Origin of the sequence: Rhizobium croatiense, assembly GCF_019793465.1 — a bacterium.
GTDB lineage: Bacteria > Pseudomonadota > Alphaproteobacteria > Rhizobiales > Rhizobiaceae > Rhizobium > Rhizobium croatiense.
The window spans coordinates 523,848-547,228 of record NZ_JAILYJ010000001.1 but is presented as its reverse complement, the minus strand read 5'-3'; the positions used below and the strand labels follow the sequence as shown (position 1 = coordinate 547,228).

21 protein-coding genes and 1 pseudogene are annotated in these 23,381 nt (G+C 61.3%); 11 read left to right on the top strand and 11 right to left on the bottom strand.

The genetic code is table 11. The annotated features are described in order from the left end of the window. Positions 1 to 25: 25 nt before the first annotated feature. The 3 genes from K6M89_RS02475 to K6M89_RS02465 form a co-directional block, all read right to left on the bottom strand. Positions 26 to 703, bottom strand: coding sequence for a GntR family transcriptional regulator (locus K6M89_RS02475; protein WP_170964821.1), 678 nt, complete (start codon positions 701 to 703; stop codon positions 26 to 28). 7 nt (positions 704 to 710) lie between these two features. Then, positions 711 to 1,595 carry a dihydrodipicolinate synthase family protein gene (locus K6M89_RS02470; RefSeq protein ID WP_097581543.1) on the bottom strand — a complete coding sequence of 295 codons (885 nt, stop codon included), beginning with the start codon at positions 1,593 to 1,595 and terminating at the stop codon, positions 711 to 713. A gap of 103 nt (positions 1,596 to 1,698) precedes the next feature. After that, on the bottom strand, positions 1,699 to 2,736 hold the full coding sequence (locus K6M89_RS02465; protein WP_222138321.1) for a class I SAM-dependent methyltransferase: 1,038 nt from the start codon (positions 2,734 to 2,736) through the stop codon (positions 1,699 to 1,701). Between the two features lie 229 nt (positions 2,737 to 2,965). Here K6M89_RS02465 and K6M89_RS02460 point away from each other — a divergent pair, with 229 nt between their 5' ends. The 4 genes from K6M89_RS02460 to K6M89_RS02445 all read left to right on the top strand — a co-directional run bounded on the left by K6M89_RS02460 (position 2,966) and on the right by K6M89_RS02445 (position 6,954). Further along, on the top strand, positions 2,966 to 4,912 hold the full coding sequence (locus K6M89_RS02460) for a putative bifunctional diguanylate cyclase/phosphodiesterase (RefSeq protein ID WP_222138320.1): 1,947 nt from the start codon (positions 2,966 to 2,968) through the stop codon (positions 4,910 to 4,912). A gap of 111 nt (positions 4,913 to 5,023) precedes the next feature. Continuing rightward, entirely contained in the window at positions 5,024 to 5,881 is an 858-nt protein-coding gene (locus K6M89_RS02455; protein ID WP_222138319.1) for an AraC family transcriptional regulator, read from the top strand. Positions 5,882 to 5,917: 36 nt separating this feature from the next. Further along, the gene (locus tag K6M89_RS02450) at positions 5,918 to 6,652 is read left to right on the top strand and encodes an AzlC family ABC transporter permease (RefSeq protein WP_222138318.1); all 735 of its coding nucleotides are present in this window, start codon (positions 5,918 to 5,920) and stop codon (positions 6,650 to 6,652) included. Beyond that, positions 6,649 to 6,954, top strand: coding sequence for an AzlD domain-containing protein (locus tag K6M89_RS02445; protein WP_222138317.1), 306 nt, complete (start codon positions 6,649 to 6,651; stop codon positions 6,952 to 6,954). The genes K6M89_RS02450 and K6M89_RS02445 overlap by 4 nt, the downstream gene beginning before the upstream one ends. Positions 6,955 to 6,999: 45 nt before the next feature. Here the strand turns inward: K6M89_RS02445 and K6M89_RS31820 are convergent. From K6M89_RS31820 to K6M89_RS02415, 7 genes and pseudogenes are all read right to left on the bottom strand, one after another. Next, a pseudogene (locus K6M89_RS31820) lies at positions 7,000 to 7,104 on the bottom strand (L,D-transpeptidase family protein); the annotation flags it as partial. A gap of 15 nt (positions 7,105 to 7,119) precedes the next feature. Continuing rightward, positions 7,120 to 8,268: a VWA domain-containing protein gene (locus K6M89_RS02440; RefSeq protein ID WP_222138316.1), complete on the bottom strand. Its 1,149-nt coding sequence runs from the start codon at positions 8,266 to 8,268 to the stop codon at positions 7,120 to 7,122. Continuing rightward, positions 8,258 to 10,588, bottom strand: a complete 2,331-nt coding sequence (locus tag K6M89_RS02435) for a DUF5682 family protein (protein WP_222138315.1) — start codon at positions 10,586 to 10,588, stop codon at positions 8,258 to 8,260. Before K6M89_RS02435 ends, K6M89_RS02440 begins: the two co-directional genes overlap by 11 nt. A 3-nt stretch (positions 10,589 to 10,591) precedes the next feature. Further along, positions 10,592 to 11,674: an ATP-binding protein gene (locus tag K6M89_RS02430; RefSeq protein ID WP_222138314.1), complete on the bottom strand. Its 1,083-nt coding sequence runs from the start codon at positions 11,672 to 11,674 to the stop codon at positions 10,592 to 10,594. Next, positions 11,667 to 13,079, bottom strand: coding sequence for a DUF5691 domain-containing protein (locus K6M89_RS02425; RefSeq protein WP_222138313.1), 1,413 nt, complete (start codon positions 13,077 to 13,079; stop codon positions 11,667 to 11,669). Before K6M89_RS02425 ends, K6M89_RS02430 begins: the two co-directional genes overlap by 8 nt. Then, positions 13,076 to 14,446 (bottom strand): SWIM zinc finger family protein, encoded by a 1,371-nt coding sequence (locus K6M89_RS02420; RefSeq protein ID WP_246642284.1) that lies wholly within the window; start codon positions 14,444 to 14,446, stop codon positions 13,076 to 13,078. The genes K6M89_RS02425 and K6M89_RS02420 overlap by 4 nt, the downstream gene beginning before the upstream one ends. 119 nt (positions 14,447 to 14,565) lie before the next feature. Further along, complete coding sequence (locus K6M89_RS02415; protein WP_222138311.1) at positions 14,566 to 15,591, bottom strand: LacI family DNA-binding transcriptional regulator; 1,026 nt, start codon at positions 15,589 to 15,591, stop codon at positions 14,566 to 14,568. 436 nt (positions 15,592 to 16,027) lie between these two features. Between K6M89_RS02415 and K6M89_RS02410 the strand changes: the two genes are divergently transcribed. From K6M89_RS02410 to K6M89_RS02380, 7 genes are all read left to right on the top strand, one after another. After that, entirely contained in the window at positions 16,028 to 17,173 is a 1,146-nt protein-coding gene (locus K6M89_RS02410; RefSeq protein ID WP_222138310.1) for a fatty acid desaturase family protein, read from the top strand. Positions 17,174 to 17,220: 47 nt separating this feature from the next. Next, positions 17,221 to 17,532 (top strand): MocE family 2Fe-2S type ferredoxin, encoded by a 312-nt coding sequence (locus tag K6M89_RS02405; protein ID WP_222138371.1) that lies wholly within the window; start codon positions 17,221 to 17,223, stop codon positions 17,530 to 17,532. Next, complete coding sequence (locus K6M89_RS02400) at positions 17,529 to 18,365, top strand: 3-methyl-2-oxobutanoate hydroxymethyltransferase (protein WP_222138309.1); 837 nt, start codon at positions 17,529 to 17,531, stop codon at positions 18,363 to 18,365. The genes K6M89_RS02405 and K6M89_RS02400 overlap by 4 nt, the downstream gene beginning before the upstream one ends. Positions 18,366 to 18,504: 139 nt before the next feature. After that, positions 18,505 to 19,401 (top strand): substrate-binding domain-containing protein, encoded by an 897-nt coding sequence (locus K6M89_RS02395; protein WP_376744687.1) that lies wholly within the window; start codon positions 18,505 to 18,507, stop codon positions 19,399 to 19,401. A gap of 69 nt (positions 19,402 to 19,470) precedes the next feature. Beyond that, positions 19,471 to 20,493: an ABC transporter permease gene (locus K6M89_RS02390; protein WP_222138307.1), complete on the top strand. Its 1,023-nt coding sequence runs from the start codon at positions 19,471 to 19,473 to the stop codon at positions 20,491 to 20,493. Between the two features lies 1 nt (position 20,494). Continuing rightward, complete coding sequence (locus K6M89_RS02385; protein WP_222138306.1) at positions 20,495 to 21,256, top strand: ATP-binding cassette domain-containing protein; 762 nt, start codon at positions 20,495 to 20,497, stop codon at positions 21,254 to 21,256. Then, entirely contained in the window at positions 21,253 to 22,299 is a 1,047-nt protein-coding gene (locus K6M89_RS02380) for a hypothetical protein (protein ID WP_222138305.1), read from the top strand. Before K6M89_RS02385 ends, K6M89_RS02380 begins: the two co-directional genes overlap by 4 nt. A 177-nt stretch (positions 22,300 to 22,476) precedes the next feature. Here the strand turns inward: K6M89_RS02380 and K6M89_RS02375 are convergent, their stop codons facing one another. Further along, the gene (locus K6M89_RS02375; protein WP_064684203.1) at positions 22,477 to 23,376 is read right to left on the bottom strand and encodes a carbohydrate ABC transporter permease; all 900 of its coding nucleotides are present in this window, start codon (positions 23,374 to 23,376) and stop codon (positions 22,477 to 22,479) included. Positions 23,377 to 23,381 lie beyond the last annotated feature (5 nt).

Here is a 23,381-nt window from a genome sequence, read left to right as displayed (position 1 = left end):
CTCATCCCCGGCTGTTCATTCCCGATTATATCCTGAGCGCACGATCCCTTGCATGATTGATATGTGCGACAAGGCTGTTGACGGCGTCCTCCGCCGATCGTCGTTCGATTGCCTCGAGCACTTTCAGATGCTCGCCCATGACGGGTCCGACGTGACCGTCGATGCGAAAGCGATCCTGGCTGATCAGGCGCATCTTGATCGAATTCACGCGGTAAGCGTTCGAAATGATGGTATTTCCTAGGGCATCGATAAAGGCATCGTGCATGCCCCAATCGACGGCCTGGGCGCGCAGCTCCAATTCGTGCGAGGCATCGCCGTTTCGGATGGCCTCGGCAATATCCCGATGCTGCTTCAAGAGCCCGGCGATCGTCTCGTCCGACGCAGACCGGGTGAAGAGCGCCACGGCCTCCTTCTCCAGGAACACGCGCAGCTGGAACGCTTCGCGAATGAGGTTCAAATCGATGTGAGCGATCTGCAGGCCCCGTTGCGGCACCGTCTTGATCAGCCCTTCGGCTTCAAGCCTGGGAATGAGCTCGCGGATGGCGCCGAGCGTCAGTCCCGTCAATTCCACGAGACGGCGCTGCGAAACGAACTGGCCGGGACGCACGTCACGCGCAAGCAGGTGGCGCGTGAAACTCGCATAGGCCTTTTCCCGCAGCGTCGGCTGCTCGTCCGTACCGTCCATCGCCTCCTCCAGCACCATGTCCGACCTACGCGGCCTTCGACCGGAAAAGATCGTCGAAAGCGCGGGCGAGCTGGGCCTGCCCGTCGCCGGATATTGAAACGAGCGGCGGACGAACCGCAAGCCAGATTTCATCCGATGTCTGATGTGCCACCATGGCTTTCACGGCTGGGACAACAGGATATTTGAGCAGTTCGTCCACGAATGCCTCGATGCGGGGGTCGTCCTTGCCGTCTTCGGCCATCAGCTTGACGTCGCGGGGTACGAAATTCGCCATGCCAGAGATCGCGCCCTGGCCGCCAAGCCGAACGCCCCTGGTCAGATGGCGTTCATCGCCGATCAGGATGATGAGGTCGCCATGCGCCTTGAGCAGGCCTTCCGTGAACGGCCAGTCGCCGGAAGAATCCTTGACGCCCGTGACGATGTGCGGAAAGGCGGTCCGCAAGCGGCCGATCAGCGACACCGTCAGCGGAACCATGGTGACGGAGGGAATGTTGTAGACGATGATGTCCCGCGCCTGATCGCCCAGCATGGCGAAGACCGCCGAAAACCACTGGAAAACGCCCTCGTCGCCGACATTTTTGAAATAGGATGGCGGAGCCAGAAGGATATTTCTGGCTCCCAGGGAAAGGGCGTGGCCCGCCTGTATCGCCGCATCCTCCACCGAGTCGACCAGGACGCCGGCGATCAGGTTCTCCGCCGCGATCCCTGCATCGAGAAAGGCCGTGAGCACGCGTTCGCGTTCCCGGCTTCCGATGGATGAGCCCTCGCCCGTCGTCCCGAACAACGTCACGCTGCCGCAGCCAGCAGCAAGGCACCGCCGCCCCTGCGCAATCATCGCATCGAGGGCGATATCGCTATTGCCGTCAAACGGCGTGGCAAGGGCGACAGAAAGCCCGAATTTTGATGGCAAAATCATTCCTCCCCCATCTGGTGGATCAGATCTAGCAGACTGACATGTTACCTGTAAAGGCCTGGTGCCGGAAGTTCCCTTCATGCGTCGATCAACGTGCGGCCTAGGACTTTTTTTCGATTTCACAGTAGACAATGCTGCGGTTTGAACCGGACCAAACAGACACTTTCGCATCCGTCCCAGTCAGGCTTTCACCGGCGATCAAGCCCATTTCGCGTTCTGAGCGCAATAGCAGCGCCCAGTTCATGAATGTCTCCATATAACCATCGACGTCCGTTTCCGGAGAGAAGTTGGCGAAGAGGAATGTGCCGCCGGGCTTCAGCATGCCGACGCACTTCCTGGTCAGTTTGACGGCCACTGCGTCCGGCAAATAGTCATAGAGACCTGCGGCGTATACGAAATCGAACATTCCCAGTGCATGCCTTCCACCGAGCACGGATTTGACCGACCCGTTCATGGCCTCGACCGACGTGCCTGCGAAATCGCGGGCTACGGTTCCGACGCTCATCGGGTCCTGATCCAAAGCGACCCAGCGTTTGATCGCTCCGGCGCCGAGCGCGCGCGACAAAGGCCCTTCACGAAGATGCCCCGAAGCGATGGCCAGAACTTCGGTGGAACCAGGCCGAGCCGAAGCGATTTCGTCGACGCGGCGCGCCAGAATGTCTCGACGCTCCCTTACCGCGACGGATGACGAAGCATTTCGGGTATAGGCGTAGATCGAACGTCCCAAGTCGCTCGATGATGCGACTGCGTCCTCGATCTCAGGCCTGCCGTAAATGAAGTCGAGAAGACGTGCGTCGCCAGAATAGCCGCGCGGCTTTTCGAACGACCAGCGGGTCAATGGATCTTGATGCAGATAGTGAGCAACCGGATGAGACTGCGCGATCGGAACGATGACGTCCCACACGTCAGGATGAAAGCGACGCCGTAACTGATGCAGGGCGTCAGTGAGCCGCTCGATAATCGCACCTGGCTCGACGCCGGATTTGAACTGACGGAGGGATACGTCAAGGCTGACGGCAAGCTCGGCTTTGGCAACTATAAGGTCGCCCGGCTTTGCCGCGGCAAACCTCCTTGCTGCCTGGCGAATTTCACCGGGCGCAACAAGACTTTCACCATCCAAGATAAGACTTCGTGCCATTTCGAGACTCCTTGACCTAGCGTTAAGCATAATCAACCTCGAAATAGGATGCGACTGGAATCTACACGGGATAAGGGTAATTCTACTGTTGCGGGTGGGAACCTGCTTCTCTACGAATGTGAAATAACAAGACAAACCCGTTGCAGGTTGCCGAACGAAATTTTGGAGGGCGCCGAAGCATGGCTTGCAGTTTAGTTTCGTTGGGTCGTAGCCGGGCTGGCATCGTTACATGAGTGCGGTTTACCCTACTGTGCGGGGTGATGAATCAACCGACAGCTTTTCATTTGCCGAGGCTTGCAAATCTCTGGAAGCCGAAAATGATTCTGTTAGAAGGCAAAGCTCACGGCATGGTCTTTGGATCGCGGTCGCCGTTTATCTGTCCTTTGCACTTCCCGACCAGTGGCTTATCCCCGATGTTGCGCCTGTGACGATCGCCGCGCGATTCGTCGTCGCAGCGATGGCGCTGCTGACTTTCGAAGCCTTGCGACTGGCAAAAGCGAAAATCGTCTGGCTCGACATCACATGCGCCGCGGCACTGCTTGCGGGCTACTTGGGCTGGCTTTACCCGGCGATTGGCACCCGTGACGTCGCTGCCATGTCTTACTACATGATTTTCGGCGCCATCTTCATGATGGGCGCCAACCTCTTTTTCAGTTTCTCGTTTCGGCTGTCGGTGATCACCTCCAGCTTCGTGCTCTGCGCATTTTTCGTGACGATAGAGGCGTATTTTCCTTCAAGTCAAATCTACAAGCTTGCCTTCGGCATGTTCTACATTTCCTGCTTTGTCTTCACGTCCTCCATCAATTGGCGATTGAATGTCGAGCGTCGAAACGTGCTGCTGAACGCGGCGGAGGCTCGCTATCAGCACTGGGAAGCCTCCGAGCGCGGAAGGTCGCTGCTCGAGCTTTCAAATACCGACTATCTGACAGGCATAAACAACCGACGCGCGCTGGATCTGCGGCTCGACGAATGCTGGGCCGCCTGGAAAGACGAAGGCCGTGACTTTGTCGTGTTCCTCATCGACGTCGACTTCTTCAAACGCTTCAATGATCGCTACGGGCATCAGGAAGGAGACCGATGCCTGACTGTCGTTGCCAACGCGCTGAAGGCGGTTGTAGAGTCGTCCGGTGGCATGATCGGCAGGTACGGCGGCGAGGAGTTTATCGTGGTCATGCCGGCTGAAACTCCCTCGATCGCGATGAGTCTTGCCGAAAAGATCAGAATGGAAGTCGAGTTTCTTGCGATTGCTCATGACGAACGACCAGATGATAGCCCGATCGTAACCGTCAGCATCGGCGCCGCTTTCACCCGCGAGGACGTTGGAGAGAAAGTGGAGCGAATAGTGCGCGAAGCCGATCTCGCTCTCTACAATGCCAAGGCAAGTGGCCGAAATTGCATTCGTAGGTTTGATCCCTCGTTGCCTCGCCCCGACGACAATGCTGGTAAGCTCGTCCCGCTGCTGACGGCGGCCATTGACCGCAAACTGGTTTCGCTCGTTTACCAACCGATCTTCGACCTGACGAACGGGAGAGCAAAAGCCGTCGAGGCTTTGATGCGCCTCAGGATGCCTGATGGCACCGCGGTTTCGCCGAGGACATTCATTCCGGTTGCAGAACGAACGGGCGCTATCCTCGAATTGGGTAAGTGGGCGATCGAGACGGCATGCCGTGACATACTGATGACAGATCGGATGGCCACCGTCAGCGTCAACGTGTCGCCCATACAACTGCGCTCCCCCGGCTTCGCCGCGAGCGTCGCTGATATTCTTGCTCGGTGCGGGGTCTCCGGGTCGCGGCTGGCCTTAGAAGTCACCGAGGGCCTGGATATGGATATGCAGTCGGAGGTGCTGAAATGCATTGCGGATCTGCGGGCTCTCGGCGTCGAAATTTGGCTTGACGATTTCGGCTCCGGCTTCGCGGGCCTCTCTTGGCTGAGGGCGATCGAGTTTCAGACGGTCAAGGTCGATCGGACTTTTCTGCACGACTGCTCCAACCCACGCGGGTTGACGATGCTTCAGGACATGGTCTCTCTCATCCGCAATCGTGGGAATACGATCCTGGTGGAAGGCGTCGAAACGGCAGCACAATTGTCCCTGCTCAAGGATCTTCGCATCGACCGCGTCCAAGGCTTTCATATGGGAATGCCGGTTAGTGCCGAACGTCTGAACGCGGCATAAGTCAACGTTTCCAGAAGACCGGTATCTTTTGCCGATCGGCCGGGAATGTGGCCAGTTTCGCTGATCACTTTTGTTCAAGAAGCGTCGCGGTAAAACTGCTATATCCGCCCGATGCAGAATATTTCCCAGGAACAGGCGACCGAAGCCATGCCACTCGCGGGAGCGGAGACGACGCGCTTTTGGCGAGATCGGCGCTTCGGCGGGATGGAATGCCTGAGCGCGACCTTCCTGACGCATGAGTTCGCACCACACGCCCATGATACGTTCAGCATCGGCGCCATCGAGAGCGGCAGCCAGATCGCCACGATCTGTGGGGCACGCGAGGCCTCTGGACCCGGCGATCTCTATTTGATCAATCCGGGCGAGACGCATGACGGGGCGCCGACCGACGGCGGCTATCGCTATCGCATGATCTATCCCGACCTGTCGCTCTTTCGCGAAATCCTCGAGGATGTCACCGGCCGCACCTTTCACGGCACGCCGGCCTTCGGCAAGCAGATTCTTCACGATCCCAAACTGGCCGCGGCGTTTCTTGGTGCCCACCGGACCTTGGAGGCCGGAGTCGGGGCACTGGAGACCAGCCAGAGCATGTTCCTGGTGCTCGACGCAATGTTTCGTCAGCATGGAAGCTCGATCATCGTGCCGACTGACACCGCGGAGCGTTCAGCGGTTCGGCGCGCGCGGGATTATCTGACGGAACACTATGCGACCGATCTGGGGCTGGAAGAACTCGCCGCCGTCGCCGGTCTCAGCCGCGCGCATCTGATCCGCGCCTTCCGCAAGGAATTCCATATCACGCCGCACGCCTTCCTTACCGATGTCCGCGTCAGGAGCGCACGCCGCAGGCTGCGGGCCGGTGACCTGCCGGCAGAGGTCGCGCTGGAATGCGGTTTTGCCGACCAGGCGCATTTCACTAGGCACTTCAAGGCGCGCACGGGATTAACCCCTGGCCAGTATCGGGCGCGATAATCACTTTCGTTCAAGACGTCGCTTCGGCACGGCTCTATGAGCTCGGCATCAAGCGGAGGTTCGAACGTGCGCAAAATTGAAATCTGGGCGGAATTTTCAGGCGGAATGCGGGCGATCGCGCCACTCGTCGCCGCCGTCATCCCGATTGGGCTGGTGTTCGGCGCCGTCGCCGCAACGAATGGGCTCTCGCCTCTTGAAGTCGGCCTGATGAGCGCGCTCGTTTTTGCCGGCGGATCGCAATTCGTGGCGATGGATATCTGGACACATCCCGCCTCTTGGACAAGCCTTGGCTTTGCAGCCCTTCTCGTCAACATCCGCCACGTGCTGATGGGAGCATCGATCGTCACAAAGATGCATTCGTTTTCACCGCGCGCCCGTTATCTCTCGGTACTTTTTCTGGCCGATGAAATCTGGGCGATGGCGGAATTCCGCGCCGGTGCGGCGAGGCTGAAACCGGCATGGTTTGCCGGGCTGGCAGCGCCCTTCTACCTGGCATGGGTTCTTTCCGGGCTGGCGGGCGCCACCCTGGGGACGTTCCTCGGCGATCCCGCAACGCTCGGACTGGACTTTGCCTTTCCGGCCGTCTTCATCGTGCTCGTCATGGGTTTCTGGAAGGGGCGCGAGACCGGCGCCGTTCTGCTTGCGAGCGCCGCGGCGGCCGTGCTTACCCATCACTTCATAGCCGGCGTCTGGTATGTCGCGGCCGGTGCTCTTGCCGGTGTCGCGGCCGCGACCTTCAGCGGTATGCGCCGCCTGGAGGTGACGCCATGATGCTCGACCTGCAGACCCTCCTCGCCATTCTGGCCATGGCGGCTGCGACGATCCTGACCCGTGTCAGCGGGCTCTTTCTGCTGCGGTATGTGTCGCTGGACGGCGGCAGGCGCAAAGCGATCGAATCCATTCCGCCCGCAGTGCTCATGGCCGTGGTGGCGCCGACTGCTTTTGCGACAGGTATCGCCGAGAGCGCTGCCTGTGCCGTTACCGCACTCGCTGCCCTGCGCTTGCCGATGCTGGTCTCAGTCGCCGTCTGCGTCGTCTGCGTGGCGCTGCTCAGGGCGATCGGCTTTAGCTGAATGGCTTCAAGCCGGAAGAGTCGACGAATTCGACGACAAAGCCGGGCGGACGCAACCGTGCGATCCGACTTTGTCGATGAGCTCGGGGCCGGACGTACCAGAGTTACCGCAGGTCGCTTGCGTCAAGGCAAGCAATGCCCGCCCATGCGGGGCCATTCCGCGATCTCAAGCACCTCGCACAAGTCCGATTCCGTTTGCGCTTGCCCATTGTCCGATATCCTGCTTCGTCAGGGCGACGGCCATCAAGTCCGGAAATTGATCCGGCGTGCAGGCGAAGACCGGGCAATCCATAGCGGCGATCGCCCCGGCATGACGGGCGTCGTAGCCGGGCCGGCCGTCGTCGGAGAGCGCCAGAAGAACGATGACGTTGACTCCGGATTGCTTGAGCGCTGCCACACGCGCCAGCATCGAGCCGGCATCCCCGCCTTCGTAAAGGTCAGTGATGAGAACGAGATGCGTCTTGTTGGGCCGGTCGATCTTGGTCTCGCAATAGGCAAGCGCCGCATTGATATCCGTGCCGCCGCCGAGTTGCACGCCGAAGAGAACCTTGACCGGATCGGCCAGATCTTCCGTCAGGTCGACGATCGCTGTGTCGAAACAGACGAGCTTCGTCGACAGCACCGGAAGCGACGCCATGACGGCGGCAAAGATCGATGCGTAAACGACCGAAGATGCCATCGAACCCGATTGGTCGACACACAGCATGACATGATCGAGGTCGGCCTGCGTACGGGTTTTGCGCGCGAACCCCACCAGGGTCTCCGGCACGATCGTCTGGAAATCCTCCTGGTAGTGGCGAAGATTGGCGCGGATCGTCCTCGGCCAGTCAATATCGGCGTGACGAGGCCGGCGGGTCCGCTGTGAACGGTTCAGGGCGCCCGTCACCTTCTCCACTGTTTTGGACTGCAATCGCTTCATCAGATCCTCGACGACCTTGTTGACCACCGCACGGGCGGTCTCCATGGTTTTGGCGGGCATTGCGCCGCGTAGCGAGATGAGATCGGCAACGAGATGCACGTCCGCTTCCAGCGTCTCGAGAAATTCCGGCTCCAGCATCAGCGCCTTTAAATTGAGGCGCTCGAACGCGTCCTTCTGGATGACCTGGACGACAGGCGAAGGAAAGAACTCGCGGATGTCGCCGAGCCAGCGCGATACTTTCGGCGAGGACGCACCGAGCCCGCCGCGCCCCTTGCGCCCTTCGGATTCGTAGAGAACAGACAGCGCGCGGCTGAGACGCTGGTCCCGCTCACCGAGGCCCTCCATGTCGTCGTCGCCAAGTGCCAGCTTCCAGCGTCGAATACGTTCAGAAGTCATGCGCGTCCATTCCCAGGATCGTCTTCAGCAAAGGCAGCGCCCGTTCGAAGGCAGGGTTGTCCTCGATCACATCAGGCGCGCCCGATCGTTTCTTTCTTCCACCGGCGATGCGTTCCATGATCCGCTTGCGGCCAACCGCATCGAAACCGGTCAGCGCACGCCGGAAGAGCGGCAGGCTCTCCACGAAAACCTCCTCGTCCAGCCCGCAGAGCCATTCGTCGATGAGGAAGAGCAGCGTCTGATCCTGGATCAGCACCTCCGCAGACCCCGAAATGAAGGCTTCGATGAAGGCGCCGGCCCGTGTGGGGCTCTCGCCCACGATCTGCCGCGAGAAGGCAGCCGAGATCCGCGGCTCGTCCCAAAGGCTAAGGTCATGCAGACGGCGGAGACTGAAGCCTACGACCGGCGCCGCCGCCTGCTCGTCGTCGACCAGGAGGGCGAGCTGGCGCCGCCATTCCTCAAGCAGCGCGGGATCGCCAAACAGGCCAAGAGCTTCGTCATAGGCGCGCATGGCGATGATGCGCTGAGATACGGCATCATCGTCCAATTGGCGAGAACCGATCCGGACGCCCGCATTGACTTCGACGCTGAGTGCGGTGATCAGCGCACGAAGCTCCAGCTCCGGCAGCTTGCGGGCGGTTCCGTAGCGAACAATGCGCACGAGCGGCGCGACCGCGTTCATCAGATCGGTGATGTCGTTGTTCTGCACGGCGGCGGCCTGCAGAAGGTCGATACAGGCGCTGGCAGCTTCGGGAAGATCGGCAACCAGCGCGCCGCGCACGAGCTCCGAAAGCCCCGCGATGCCGTTCGCGCTTCTGCCTCGATCGATCGTCGCCGCCGCTGCGGCTTGTTCGATCGTCAGGCCCCAGACAAGCGCCTCCGCCAGCCCGACGGACATGTCCGGCGACCATGCGAGGCTCCAAATTTCGCGGTAGGTTCCGCGCCCGGCCTCCGCGTCGATCAGCCGGCCCCAATGGACGCCGATCAGGTTGAGGCGGTGCAGGAAGGTCGATTTGAGCAGCCCCGCCTCGCTGCGCAGATCGAGCTTCATCTCGCTTGCCGTTTCTTCCGGCTTCAGCCGGGTCCTGCGGCACCACAGCTCGAAATCCTTGGCGAGCGGCATTTGCGGCACCGCTTCGTCGATCTCGCCGATCCGGCTGCCGATATAAAGCTTGCGTTCGATCATCGCGAGCGGGATGTCGTCGCCATGGCATAGGCTGGAAAGCGAGGCATCCCGCATTTCGGCCAGCCCGGGCACGCTCAGCCCCCGCATGCTGGCGAGCCCGAGCGCAAGGCGGGCCGCCTCAATGGCAGAGGCTGTTGAAGCGTCAAAACCTTCCTGCCGCAAAAGAGCTGCCGTCCGCGCCTGCCAGATGGCGGCAAAGGCTTCCGGCCCGTCGTGACGATCGCTGGAATAGAGGCTCCAGAGATGCCGATACCAGCCGGGCGAAATGACGCCTGCGCCATAGCCGGACGCGTAGCTCAACCGTCCGTCGCTCCACGGCGCCCAGGTCGCCTCCACCTTCACCTTCGGCAGATCCTTGACGATGGCGCGGTCCTCGGCGACCGTTGTCTCGGCGCGCAGCCCACCCACATGCCAGGCGCCGATCACGACCGCGACCTCGCCGTCATGCTGCTTCAGCGCATCCCCGATATGCCCACGCATGAAGGCCTCACGGCGCTTTTCACGCAGCCATTCGGCATCGCTCATGCCGCCGGCATCCGCCTGCTGTTGACGCGCTTCCGTCATTGCCGCTTCTATGGCGGCGAAAATTTCAAGCGGCGACTGGCCGCTGCCGTGCTGTTCGATCAATCCGTTCCAGAAGCTCTCGCCATCACCATATCCGGCGGCCTCGGCAAGCAGATCGAGAGGATCGAGGCGGATCGTGGGGGCTTTCGGAGCGCCCTCCTCCGGATCTTCGCCGTCGCTATTTTCTGCCAACTCCGCCGCCTTCCTTTCGAGGGCGGCAAGCCCTTCCTCCCGGGCGGCTTTGGTCAGCGCCAGGGACACGGCGGCCGGCCAGTCGATGAAACGGACAGGGCGGCCGTGAGCAAGCGCCCATTGCATGGCCACCCATTCCGGAGAGAATTCCGCAAAAGGCGCGAAGACGGCATTGGCGGCCTCATCGGCCGCGTAAAACAGCATGGCTAATGGCGGCTTCATGCCAGGCAGCGCCGCATGCTGGATCAGCGCATCGCCTTCCGTCGACCCTTCGATCAGCACGCAGGCGGGATCGAGCGCGTCGAGCGCGCCCTTCAGAAGCGCCGCCGAACCCGGCCCGTGATGGCGGATGCCGAAGAGATGCGCCTTCCGCTTCATGGTTCAGATCACCTCGCGGATGGCCTCGTAAAGATCGCGCCAGCCGTCGCGGGTGCGCACCACGGTTTCGAGATATTCCGACAAGGCGACGCCATCCTGCACCGGATCCTTGACGACCGCGCCGACAATATTGGTGGCAAGCGCATTGGCATCGATGCGGCCGTCGCCGAAATGAGCGGCTTCCGCCCAGGCCGAAACACTGACGGAGATCGCCTCGGCGGTCGACAGCGTACCGGTCGAGGTCTTCAGTTTCGTCTTGCCGTTCAGGGTCTTGCCGTCCCGAATTTCACGGAACAGGGTAACGACGCGGGCGAGTTCCTTGTCCGCGGGCTGGATCGGCGGCAGACTGAGGTTGGTGCCGATCTCACCGACGCGCTTTACGACAATCTGGGTCTCCTCTTCGAGCGTGTTCGGAGATGGCAGGACCACGACGTTGAAACGCCGCTTCAGTGCCGAGGAAAGCTCGTTGACGCCCTTGTCGCGATTATTGGCCGTGGCGATGACGTTGAAGCCGCGTTCGGCATCGATCGCGGTATCGAGCTCCGGCACGGGCAGGATCTTTTCCGAAAGAACCGTGATCAGCGTGTCCTGCACGTCGGAGCCCATGCGGGTCAGTTCCTCGAGCCGGAGCAGCGTTCCCTCCTCCATCGCCCGCACCAAAGGCGTCTTGACCAGCGCCTCCGGCGACGGCCCCTTGGCCAGGAGCAAGGCATAGTTCCAGCCATAGCGGATTTGATTTTCGTCCGTGCCGGCCGTGCACTGGATCAGGCGTTGCGACGAACCTGATATCGCCGCGGCCAGATGTTCGGAAACCCAGGATTTCGCCGTCCCCGGCAGGCCAAGCAGCAGCAGCGCCCGGTCCGTCGCGAGCGTGGCGACGGCCGTTTCGATCAGTCGCCGGTTTCCGACGTATTTGGCTGATACCGGCGTTCCATCGGATGCCTTTCCGCCAAGGAGATAGGTAACGACCGCCTGCGGAGAGAGCTTCCAGTTGGCGGGTCGGGGACGGTCGTCGCCCTTCGCAAGGGCGGCCAGTTCGCCAGCGTAGATCTGCTCTGCAGGACGGCGAAGTTGGGCTTCAGGCATTTGCGGTCTCCAGGCTGTCCATGAGGTCGAGGAAAAGAATGGCATTGCTGCTTTTGGCGGGATCGAGCCCGGCAAGCTCGGCGCGCAGCGTCGAACGCATCGATGACGGGCACATGACGGCCATGCTGTCGGCGATATCGGCTTCGAAGCGCCCACTTTCCCCGCGCAACGCCTGCCACGGCTTAGAGCGCAGGATCTCGCCGAAGACGTTTTCCGTCGTCTGCCCTCCCAGCCATTGCGCCATCCCCCGCATCGCCCAAGGCGACGTGTCGGCCGCCCACCTGCCCGGCCGAAAGATGTATTCGATCCAGAGCTGCCGCATATCACCGGAATAATCAGCCAGCATTTCGCTATCGAGCTGGTGAAAGGCTTCCCAACCGTTGAGGAGATGGCGCTCGGTGATCACCTTGACGATATCCAGCCGCTTATCCTGCGTCGCCATGAAAAGCAGCGCGGCCAGGAGGTCGCCTTGCTTCTCGGCGGCAGCCACTACGCCATCTACCGTCATCGACAAGGCGTCGGCAAGAACCTCCAGACCGACTGGGCCAAAGGTCTCGTTGAGCCAGCTCATCTTCGTAAAATCTCGGACGGTGGCGGGCACGTCGAGCGACAGGGCGGCCTTTTTGAAAATCAGCCCGGTCTTGGAAACCTTGATGCGTTCCAAAGCTGCGCGCAAAGCCGGATCGTCCCCTTCGAACCCCGGCAACCGGACGAGCAGCCGCTGGGCGAGCTCGCGAACGCGTGGCGCGCGGTCCTTCTCCAGGCTCCTCAGAAACGGCGCATCTCTTTCCGACAGACTATTCCTGAGAGCGGCGAGAAGGCGCATGCGGCTATCGGCATTCTCCGAGGCCCAGACCGCCTCGACCATCGCCCGCGCCGCATCCGGATCGGAAGCTCTGCGGCCGCTGATGTAGCCGGCTTTCACGGCCGGCGCCGCAAGCATCCAGGTGTCATCGCTCAGGCTGTCCGGCGCGAAGTAGTTCTGCTTCTGCGCGACCGGCGTTTCACGATCGGAAAAGGCGAGCGCTTCCGCTCCAAGATTTTCGGCATGGGCCTTCACGAACGATTCGAGCCTAGGCAGGTCGAACGGATGCAGCCGGAGCCTCTTTTCGGCAAGCTTTTGGACGATTGCCGCGGACAGTTGAGCGGACGCCTGGTTCTTGCCGGAAAGCAGCCGAAGCAAGAGCTTCCTTGCCGCACCCGGCAGGATTGCGGCATGATCGGTGATAGCCTCCTCGGTTTGGAACTGTCCCGGCGGCGGCGGACGGTCGAACCGCAATGCCTGGCCAGCAAGCGCCAGCGCCTGCAGCGGATCGGTGGCGCCGATACGATCGAGCGGCAAACCGCTCCGGGTACCGGACAGAAGCTTCGGCAGGATCTCGTTCTTCAGGCTGGTCAAGTTCATGCAGTCCACCGCCCAAGCGCCGTTTCCGACCAGCAGAGCGTCAGCTCGGTGCCATTCCAAAGCCCGGCGCCGTCGATCGCCTCGAGTTGCAGGAGCGGCCAGCTTGCCGCCGATTGCGATTGCGCAAGCGGAAGACTGATCCCATGTCCGCTGAGATAGATGTTTTCGCCAGAGCGCCTGAGCCGCGCCCCACGAAACATGATAGGATAGTCTCCGAGCCAGGGTTTTTCGATCAAGGCCTCCTCATAGAGGCCATAGGCGTCGGCGAGATCGTGCGGCGGAAGCGCCAGCGGAGCGTCGGACATGGCGCTGCCGGTTGCCTGGCTGGCGATGAGCGCGCGCAATGGCACGCTCGACGGATAGAAGATCAACTCCGCTTCAAAACTATCGCCAACGCTGTAGCCGCTTGAGGAGGCGCCCGTCGAAACCGGGACGTATTCAATGAGCACCGCATGCCTGTCGCTACCGTGAAGCCAGGTTTCGATCCGGCGGAGCTTATCCGGCTGCACCTCGCTGCGGGTCGCCCAAACTCGCCACGCGCCGGAAACGCGCAGCGCCCGTTCATCATCAAGCAGCGCTTCACGCGTGAGGTTCCAGCCCATCATCTGCCTGATATCCTGGCGCAGAGGCTCGGACAGGCCATCCTGTCGCCGATAGGCCTCGGCCAGGAGATGCAGCGTGCCGAGCTCCTGAATGGCGGCAATCGGGCGGGCCGCCTCCGCGCGGGCGAAAAGCCGCGCGGGAATGGTATCGACCCGGAGCGCCAGGCCGGAGGCCTTGGCGTCAAACAGGCGCTGAGCCATTACCCGGCAGGTAGCCGTTGCCTTGGCCGGAAAGGCGGCGAAACCAGCATCCATCTGGTCGGCAATCCAGGTATTGAGTTCGTCGAGGCCGTTGGCGATCGACGTCTCGCGCTCAAGCCGGTTGCGTTCCCGAGCCGCCGCTGCGCGGGCCTCCGCCTTCGGATCAACCACCGCCTCGATTTCATCGGTCGCAGCGATCGACGCTTTGGGTCTATCGGCGCCGGCTGCTGGAGCGCCCGCATAAGGTCCGCGTCGGCGCGACAGCCAGTCGTTCACCCAGTCCGGCGCCGTTCCGGTCGCAAAATCGACCTTGCCGTCAGCGCGCATCCACATCAAGGCGAGCGAATGCTTGCAGGGAAACTTCCGGCTGGGGCAACTGCATTTGTAGCCGGCATCGGGTTCGGTGACGGAAATTCTGTAGGGCGTGGCGCCGGAGCCTTGGCATTCGCCCCAGATGAGGCCCGATCCGTCCTGGGCGAGCGTCGGCCAGCTCGAGGGTTTGAGAAGCTTCTTGGCTGCGGCGAGCGAGCCTTGATCCGGGGCAAGCTCTTCTATCTTTGCCAAACTCAAACTCAATGGAACCCCCGACTCGGCCACATTCCACTATCGCGCATTTTCTGGCATGGCATAGCAGAAAGTGCAACGCCTGCCGGCGAAACAACCCGTCATGGAATCACTCTGCTTCAAACGAGTGGGATATTCTCGCGAAAGATGATCCGTGGCTCGATGTTCTTCAAAGAAAGGGTCGGCGTGCTTGCCGCGATCGAGCCGAGGAGCCTTATGACAACCTGCTCGCCAATCAGGCGCGCATTCTGGTCGATCACGACGTCGATCAGATCTTCTGCCAGCCATGCCCGCGTCGCGTCAGTGAGGTCATGCATGATGACGAAGGGACGCTTGTTTCCTTTCGCTGCTTGCAGAACTTCGGCGATGCCGGCCCTGCCTGCGCCGACGCAATAGACGCCGACGAGATCGTCGGTGTCGCGTAGCATCCGTTCCATCGCCGGCTGGGACAGCTTGTTCTCGTCACGGGTTTCGATGGCAGGAAGGATCGTCAGATGCTTGAATTGCTCCTCCAGCAACGTCCGGAATCCATATTCCCGCTGCTGGTGTCCGTGGAGCGTTCGCGAGCCGAGGAACAGTCCTATCGATCCCTTCTTCTCACGCGACGTGAGGCCCATGATCAGCGCGGCGGTTCGCCCCGCCACCAGATTATCGACGCCGACGAAGGCAGAGCGCGGGGTCGAGAGAACATCCGTCACGATGGTCACGACGCGGACGCCGGATTCGCACAATCGCCGGATCGCATGCCGCGTCTTAGGATGGTCGACCGCAATCACGCCGACGCCGTTGGTCCGGAGCGGCAGACCTTCCAGCGCCGCTACGAGCGCGTCAGGGTCGATGCCGTCGAGTGCCGTGACATTGCACGACGCCACGAGCGGCAGGGATGACGCGAAGGTGGTGATCTTCCTGGCGACGTCCTGCATGAATGAGTTGTGCTCAAAGGGGATGAAGAACTCCAGATGCGCGGGGCGCGAGGGCAAGGCAAGCATCCCCTCGGTCGGCAGATAGCCCAGTTCCTTCGCGGCGCGAAATACCCTCTGGCGATTGGCGGCACTGACACCACCACGGTCGTTCAATGCTCGATCGACTGTTGCAGTCGAGAGGCCAGACGTCCGGGCGATATCGGAAATCGTCGTTTTCTTCATGATCCTTCCCTTTGCAAAGTTGAGGGAAATACCGTTTTGTTACATCAAAAGATGAGGCTAATCACATCATATCCCACTGCAACATCAATAAGTGCCGCGAAAGGAAATGAGCTTCTCAAATACGATAATTACCAAGAGTTTCGCTGAAATCCAATCAATATGGGAGGAAGCAACTGATGTGATTTGATGTGATATTGAGTTGCGAAGCTTCTATCGGCAGCCCAGTTTGGCATCAGGGTTGTTACAACATCATGGTAGGAAGGCCGAGGATCGGCAGATCTCGCAGCGGCCCTGTGTGATGAATAGGATGTAGGGGCGAACGGGTGATGTGTCCGGAGCGATCCGAGGTGCCGGCGGCAATACAGGTGAACGGCCTGAGCGGGACCGGTCAGTCGCTTTCAGCGCAGCATTTGTTCCCGCCACCGGAGATGATCGCATGAGCGCCAATTCGGCCAACATGGAAACAAGCGGGCCGTCTGCCGCCTTCCCCCGCGACTACGGTTTGACCGGTGCTTCCGCTAGGCAAGCCGTCGAGGCGGGTCTGGTGGCGGCCGAATGGTATCACACGGAAGTGCCGCGCAAGCTGATGAAGGAGCTGATGCAGCGCAGCGACCAGCCGGCGATCCGCGACACGATTCTATGGGCAGTTCTCCACGTGGTTTTTGCGGCTGGCGGCATCTGGTTCTGGGGCAGCTGGTGGGCGGTGCCGTTCTGGTTTTCCTATGGGGTGATGTATGGCTCGGCCTGCGATGCACGCTGGCACGAATGCGGTCACGGCACCGCCTTTCGCACGCGCTGGATGAATGACGTGCTTTATCACATCTGCTCGTTCCAGGTGGCACGCAACCCGGTGAACTGGCGCTGGAGCCACGCCCGCCACCATACCGATACAATCATTGTCGGCCGAGACCCTGAGATCGCCTGGATGCATCCAATTGCGCTGACGCTGAAAGCGCTCGCCTATACCGGCGTGGTCGAGGTCTGGCAGAACCTCAGGACCCTCGCGCGTAATGCGGCCGGGGCCCTCTCGCCGGACGAGAAGGACTACGTGCCCGAGAGCGAATGGCCCAAGGCGGTGTTCTGGGCGCGGGTGCATATGGCAGTCTACGCAGCCGCTATGCTGACCAGCATCGGCTTGCTCATCGCCGGTGCCGGTTGGAAGGCGGCGATCCCGCTTCTTCTGATCGGCGGTCCGCGCATCTATGGCTGTTGGCATATGGTGATGACTGGGCTCCTCCAGCACGGTGGGCTCGCAGAAGACGTGCTCGACCATAGGCTTAATTCGCGCACCGTCTATATGAACCCGGTCAGCCGCTTCATCTATTGGAACATGGGCTATCACGTCGAACACCACATGTTCCCGATGGTGCCTTACCATGCGCTGGCAAGGCTGCACGAGGCGATCAAGCACGACCTGCCGCCCGCCAATACCTCGATCTGGGACGGCTATCGCGAGATGTTTCAAGCGATCATGCGGCAGAGGCGGGAGCCCGGCTATTATCTCAAGCGTGCCTTGCCGCAAGGGGCGAAGCCTTATCGCGAAGAGCTGCATGCGGCGGTGCCGGAAAGGTCCCTCGCATGATCGCCCCGCCATCAGAGCTTCCCATTGAACATGGAAACGAGGACCATATGCCCTGGATTGCTGCCTGCGCCGAAGACGACATCGAAAAGGAAGACGTTTTGGGCTGGGTCCATGGCGGACGGAGTTTTGCAATCTTTCGCAGCCCTGACGACGAATTCTTTTGCACCGATGGGCTCTGTACCCACGAGCAAGTGGAGCTCTCAGACGGATTGGTGCTCGACTATGTGATTGAGTGTCCCAGACATAATGGCCAATTCGACTATCGAACGGGAGAGGCCAAGCGCTCGCCTGCCTGCGAGAACCTGCGAACCTATTCCGTCCGGCGCGAGGACGGGCAGGTCCTGGTGTTGGTCGAATGACAGAGTTGAGGAAACAGGAGAGCCGGGGCGCCGCATCACGCCGTTTGCCGACGGTGGCGGACCTGCGCGCCTGGAAGGGCCGGCGCCAGCTGACCATGCTGCGCTATTTCAGCCTCGATGAGGCGGCAGCCGCCGAAGCGGCGGGGATCGATATCGCCTCCGTGCCGGCCGAGATCGTCCTTGATCCGCACTACCGCGCGGTTGCGCCGACGGTCTTCTCGATGACCGGGCAGACCCATCTCGAGATGGGTACCCCGGACGATTATCTCCGCTGGTGCGGCAATGCGCTGAGCCGTGGCGCCGACGCGGTCTACTGTTCGGGCTCGCTGAAGACGGTCGAAAAGCTCTCCCGTGAATATTTTCCCGTCGTTGGTCACGTCGGGCTGGTTCCTACCCGCGCCACCTGGACCGGTGGCTTCAAAGCCGTCGGCAAGACTGCCGAGGCGGCGTTGCGGCTCTTCAAGGAGGTTAAAGCCTATGAGAGCGCCGGTGCCTTCGCGGTCGAAATCGAAGTGGTGCCCGCCGAAGTCGCGGCCGAGATCAGCAAACGGGTCGAAATCCTGTTGTGGTCGATGGGTGCCGGGGCTGGCTGCGACGCGCAGTATCTCTTCGCCAACGATATACTGGGCTACACCGAATGCCACGTCCCGCGGCACGCCCGAACCTATCGCGATTTCGGTGCGGAACATGCGCGGCTGCAAGGCGAGCGGATCGCAGCTTTCACCGAATATGCCGCGGACGTCGCCGGAGGTGCCTTCCCGCAGGATTGCAATCTGATCCGCATGGATCCGCGCGAACTGGAGAAGTTCATCGACGGAGTCGATCGGCAATGAGGAGGCCGACCGCCGCCACGTCGCTCGTCATACAACAGCTTTCACCGGCCGGGAGGAGCTAGAGACCGGCCAAACCAAAGGGAGGAAACGGGACATGCTGAGACGAACTTTTCTGGGCGCGGTGGCCGCATTGGCGCTGATGCCGGCAGTAGCAATGGCGCAGAGTGCGGCGAACAAAACCTTTTACTGGATATCGCACGGCTCCCCGACCGATCCGGTCTGGACCTACTTTCTTCAGGGTGCCGAGAAATTTGCTGCCGATACCGGTGTGAAGGTGAACACCTCGTTCCATTCGAACGACGTTCCGAGCCATCAGGAAGCCATCCGCGCCGCCATCGCCGCCGGCGCGAACGGCATCTGCACGACGAGCCCAGGGCCTGGCACCTTGGTGGATGTTGTCAACGAGGCCAACAGGGCCAACATCCCGGTCATCAACTTCAACACCAAGGACCCGGCGCCGGCCTGGAGGGCCTATGTCGGCGTCGATCTCAAGGTCGTCGGCCGCACCTGGGCACAGTATCTGGTCGACCACAAGCTGGTGAAGCAGGGGGATTTCGTCTGGATGCCGCTCGAAGTTCCGGGCGCAGGCTACGGCGAAGAGGAATCGGCGGGCGCCGACGAAGTGTTCAAGCCGCTCGGGATCACCTGGGAAATCCAGGACGCATCCTACGACCAGGCGGAGGCCATCAACCGGATGACTGACTACGTGACCGCCAACCGTAAGAAGATCAATGCCGTCATCGGTCTCGGCGATCTCGTAACCGGTTCCGTCAAACGCGTGTGGGATCAGGCCGGCATTGCCAAAGGCGAGATTCCAGTGGTGGGATGGGGCAACTCGTTGGATACGACCACAGAGGTCAGCGAAGGTTATGTGAATGCCGGAATGTGGCAGGATCCATTGGCAACCTCATACATGTGCCTCTCGGCGTTGATGTCTGAAGCGAGCGGCATCCCGATCAACTTCGACATCATCACGGGCGCACTCTACGAGGCCGATAAGGCGCCGTTCTACGCTAAGATCATGGGCGGCAAATAAGCATGCCATCCCGGCATCCGCGGTAGCTTGCCGCGGATGCCTGTTATAGCCCCAACGCGAGAGTCCACCATGATCGAGCAAAGCAGCGACGCTCTTACTCCGCCACGTGACAGGCCTAGCCTTGTCAGGACGTTTATCGCCTATCCGGAATTCGGGCCTTTCGTCCTTCTGATCGCGATGCTGGTCGTTTTCACGGCGATCAACCCCGCCTTCCTGTCGCTGATCAATGTCGGCAATGCCCTCACTTTCACCGTCGAACTCGGCCTCATCGCGCTCGCGATGACCCTTCTGATGACCGCGGGGGAATTTGACCTTTCGGTCGGTTCCGTCTTCGGCTTCGCCCCCGTGGTGATGTGGACTTTGTTCAATGCGGACGTGCTTCCCTTGCCGCTGGCGTTCCTTGCGGGACTAGCCGTCGCTCTGGCGATCGGTCTTTTCAACGGTCTGTTCGTCACCCGTCTTGCTATCCCTTCATTCCTGGTGACGCTGGGTACGCTGCTGGTCATCCGCGGCACGGCCTTGTGGCTGACGGCCGGTTTTCCGCAGCGCACCTGGGACGCCGAAGAGCAGTGGTTGGCGCAATTGCTGGTCGGCGACTTCTATATTGGCAACCTGCGTGTTTTCATGAGCCTCATCTGGTTCGTGGTGCTGGCGCTGGCGCTCCACTACGTCCTGACCCGCACCCGGTTCGGCAACTGGATCCAGGCGACCGGCGGCAATCCCAATGCTGCCCGAAACCGCGGGGTGCCGATCGCCAGGGTCAAGGTCATCCTGTTCATGCTGTCCGCCGCGATGGCGGCGTTTGCCGGCATCGTCTCGTCGATCCGCGTCTCGGCCGCCAACCCCAATGCCGGAACCGGCTACGAACTCGAGGTCATCGCGATGGTGGTGATCGGTGGCACCGTGCTGAACGGCGGCCGCGGGACGATCCTCGGGACCATGCTCGGCGTCCTGATCCTGCGACTGATGCGCAACGGGATCGTCCTGATCGGAGTGCCCGGTCTCGCCTACAATATTTTCATCGGTGCGATCATCCTGGCGATGATGGCGCTCCATGCCGGCCTTGAGCGTCGGCACAATACGGGGGTCTGAGATGAGCGGTACCGAAATCCTCGTCGAGATGCGACACATTGAGAAATTCTATGGTCGCGTCCACGCTTTGCGCGATGTCAACCTCACCATAAGAAAGGGCGAGATCGTCGGTCTCCTCGGCGATAACGGTGCGGGCAAGTCCACCCTGATCAAGGTGCTGTCGGGCGCGGTTCCCTACACGTCCGGCCAGATCTTCATCAAGGGCCGCGAAGTGCGGTTGCGCAGTACCAACGACGCGATCGCGAGCGGCATCGAAACCATCTACCAGGACTCGGCCCTGGTCCCGCAGCTTTCCATCGCCCGCAATCTCTTTCTTGGACGGGAGCTCAGAACGGGTCCCCGCTTCCTCGACCGGCTGGATCAGGAGCGGATGAACGCAGTTGCCGCCGATCTTCTGAAGCGGGTCGGGATTTCAAAGAACATTCCGCCCACCACGCCGATCGGATCGCTTTCCGGCGGGGAACGGCAGGCGGTGGCAATCGCGCGCGCCATGTATTTCGACAGCGACCTCATCGTCCTTGACGAACCCACCAACAATCTTGGCGTTGCCGAAACCCAGGGGGTGCTGCGTTTCGTGCGTGAGGCACGCGACACCGGCCACTCCTGCATTTTCATCGCGCATAACATCCATCATGTCTTCCAGGTGGTGGACCGCATGGTGGTGATGCGACGCGGCACCGTCGTCGCCGACGATCTAAGGCCCGCGACCTCGTCGATCCAGGAGGTCGAAAATGTCATCACCGGCGAACATATCGCGGCATGATCGAGATCCGTGCCAAGGGAATCCGCTTCGGCTTCGATGCGCGGACCGGTCTCCTCGACGGCTTTACGGTGGAAGATGAAGGGCACGAAATCGCTCTGCTGCACCGTGCGCCCTGGGTCGGCACCGAGGAGATAATGCCGCCCGGTACGCCGCCGCATCTTACGACGCTCGGCGGCGATTTCTTCTGCGCGCCCTTTGCGGGCAGCCAAGAGGGTTCACCCCTTCATGGCTGGACCGCCAATTCGCCCTGGAACGTGGTCGAACAGAAGGCCGGGCGGCTGCGGGCCAGGCTGCGACGCACCGTTTGCGGCGCGACTGTCACCAAGGAGCTCGAGGTTGAAGACGGGCACGCCTGGGTCTATCAGCGCCATGTCTTCGCCGGCGGGAGCGGCCGCATTGCCATCTCGAACCATGCCAACGTGTCGCTGCCTCGGGGCGGACTCATCAGTTGCTCGCCCAAATCGGCATGGGAGACGCCGCCGGCGCCGCCTGAAGTCGATTCCGCCCGCGGGCGTTCCGGCCTGCGCTACCCCTCGCGGTCGACGGCGCCCGACCGCTTTCCTGGGATCGACGGATCGGTGGATCTAAGCCGGTTCCCGTGGAATCCCCGGCATGAGGATGTCGTCATCGCCATAGAAGGCAGCGAACACAGCTTGGGTTGGACCGCAGTGACGCGGCCGGTCGAGGGAGATCTGTTCCTTTCCCTCCGGAATGCCCGCCGCTTGCCCATGACTATTTTTTGGCATTCCAACGGCGGCCGCGACTATCCCCCGTGGTCGAGCCGACATTTCGGCTGTCTGGGGGTCGAAGAGAGTGCGGCGGCAGTCTTGCGCAGCCACTCTAGCGAAAACGACCTCGCAGGTCCCGGGGCACTCACCCTCGTCCGGGACGGGGAAGCCGAAGTAAGGCATGCCATAGGCGCCATCTCGTGGCCTTCGGGCGAACGCGTCGAGGATATTCGTGTGGTGGATCGTGCCATAGAGGTTTGCGGCGATCGAGGAGGGTTCCGGCGCCTGGCTTTCCGGACGCACTTTCTCGACTGAGGCGAAGGACGCAAGATCGGTGGGGAGAGCCTTTGCCGAAAACCGGGCGACTCAGTATCGGGCCCTGGAGCGAAATCGCGCTGCTGCCCGGCACTCTCAGTGCTACCTTCAACGCAGCGTCGGTGACAAGGCAAAAATGACTTGCCTTGCCTGTTGCCGATAAGCCCCGTCCGGGCGCTACTCCTTCACCGCGCCTGTCATCGACGACACGTAATAGTCGACGAAGAAGGAATAGAGGATGACGACAGGCAGCGAGCCGAACAGCGCCCCGGCCATCAGCGATCCCCATTCGAAGACGTCGCCGCGCACCAGTTCGGTCAAGACGCCGACCGGAATGGTCTTGTTCTCCGAGGACTGGATGAAGGTCAGCGCGTAGATGAATTCGTTCCACGACAGGGTGAAGGCGAAGATGCCGGCCGAGATCAGGCCGGGTACGGCGAGCGGCAGGATGATCTTGACCAGGATCTGCCAGCGGTTGGCGCCGTCGACCAGGGCGCTCTCCTCGAGTTCGAAGGGGATCGAGCGGAAATAGCCCATCAGCAGCCAGGTGCAGAAGGGAATGAGGAAGGTCGGGTAGGTGAAGATCAGCGCCAGGCGCGAGTCGTAGATGCCGAGCTTGAAGACGATGAAGGCGAGCGGGATGAACAGGATCGACGGCGGAATGAGATAGGCGAGAAAGATGACGAGGCCGATCTGCCGCGAGCCGGTGAAACGCACGCGCTCGATCGCATAGGCGCCGAAGACCGAGGCCACCAGCGACAGTGCCGTTGATCCCACAGCGACCAGCATCGTATTCCACAGCCAGCCGGGATAGGACGTTTCGAGGAAGAGGTATTTGATGTGGTCGAGTGTCGGCCCGATCACCCAGAAGGGGCTGTAATTGTTGTAGTCGGTCAGCTGCTCGTTCGGCTTCACGGCGGTGATCGCCATCCAGTAGAAGGGAAAGAGCAGCACGAAGACGAAAACCGCCATCGGCAGGTAGAGCATCACCACGCGGCGCGGCAGCCGGTTCAGATAGCTCATGCCCTCGGCATTGTCGGTCAGGACCTGATCGGCCGTTTTGAGATTGGTCGACATCTTTT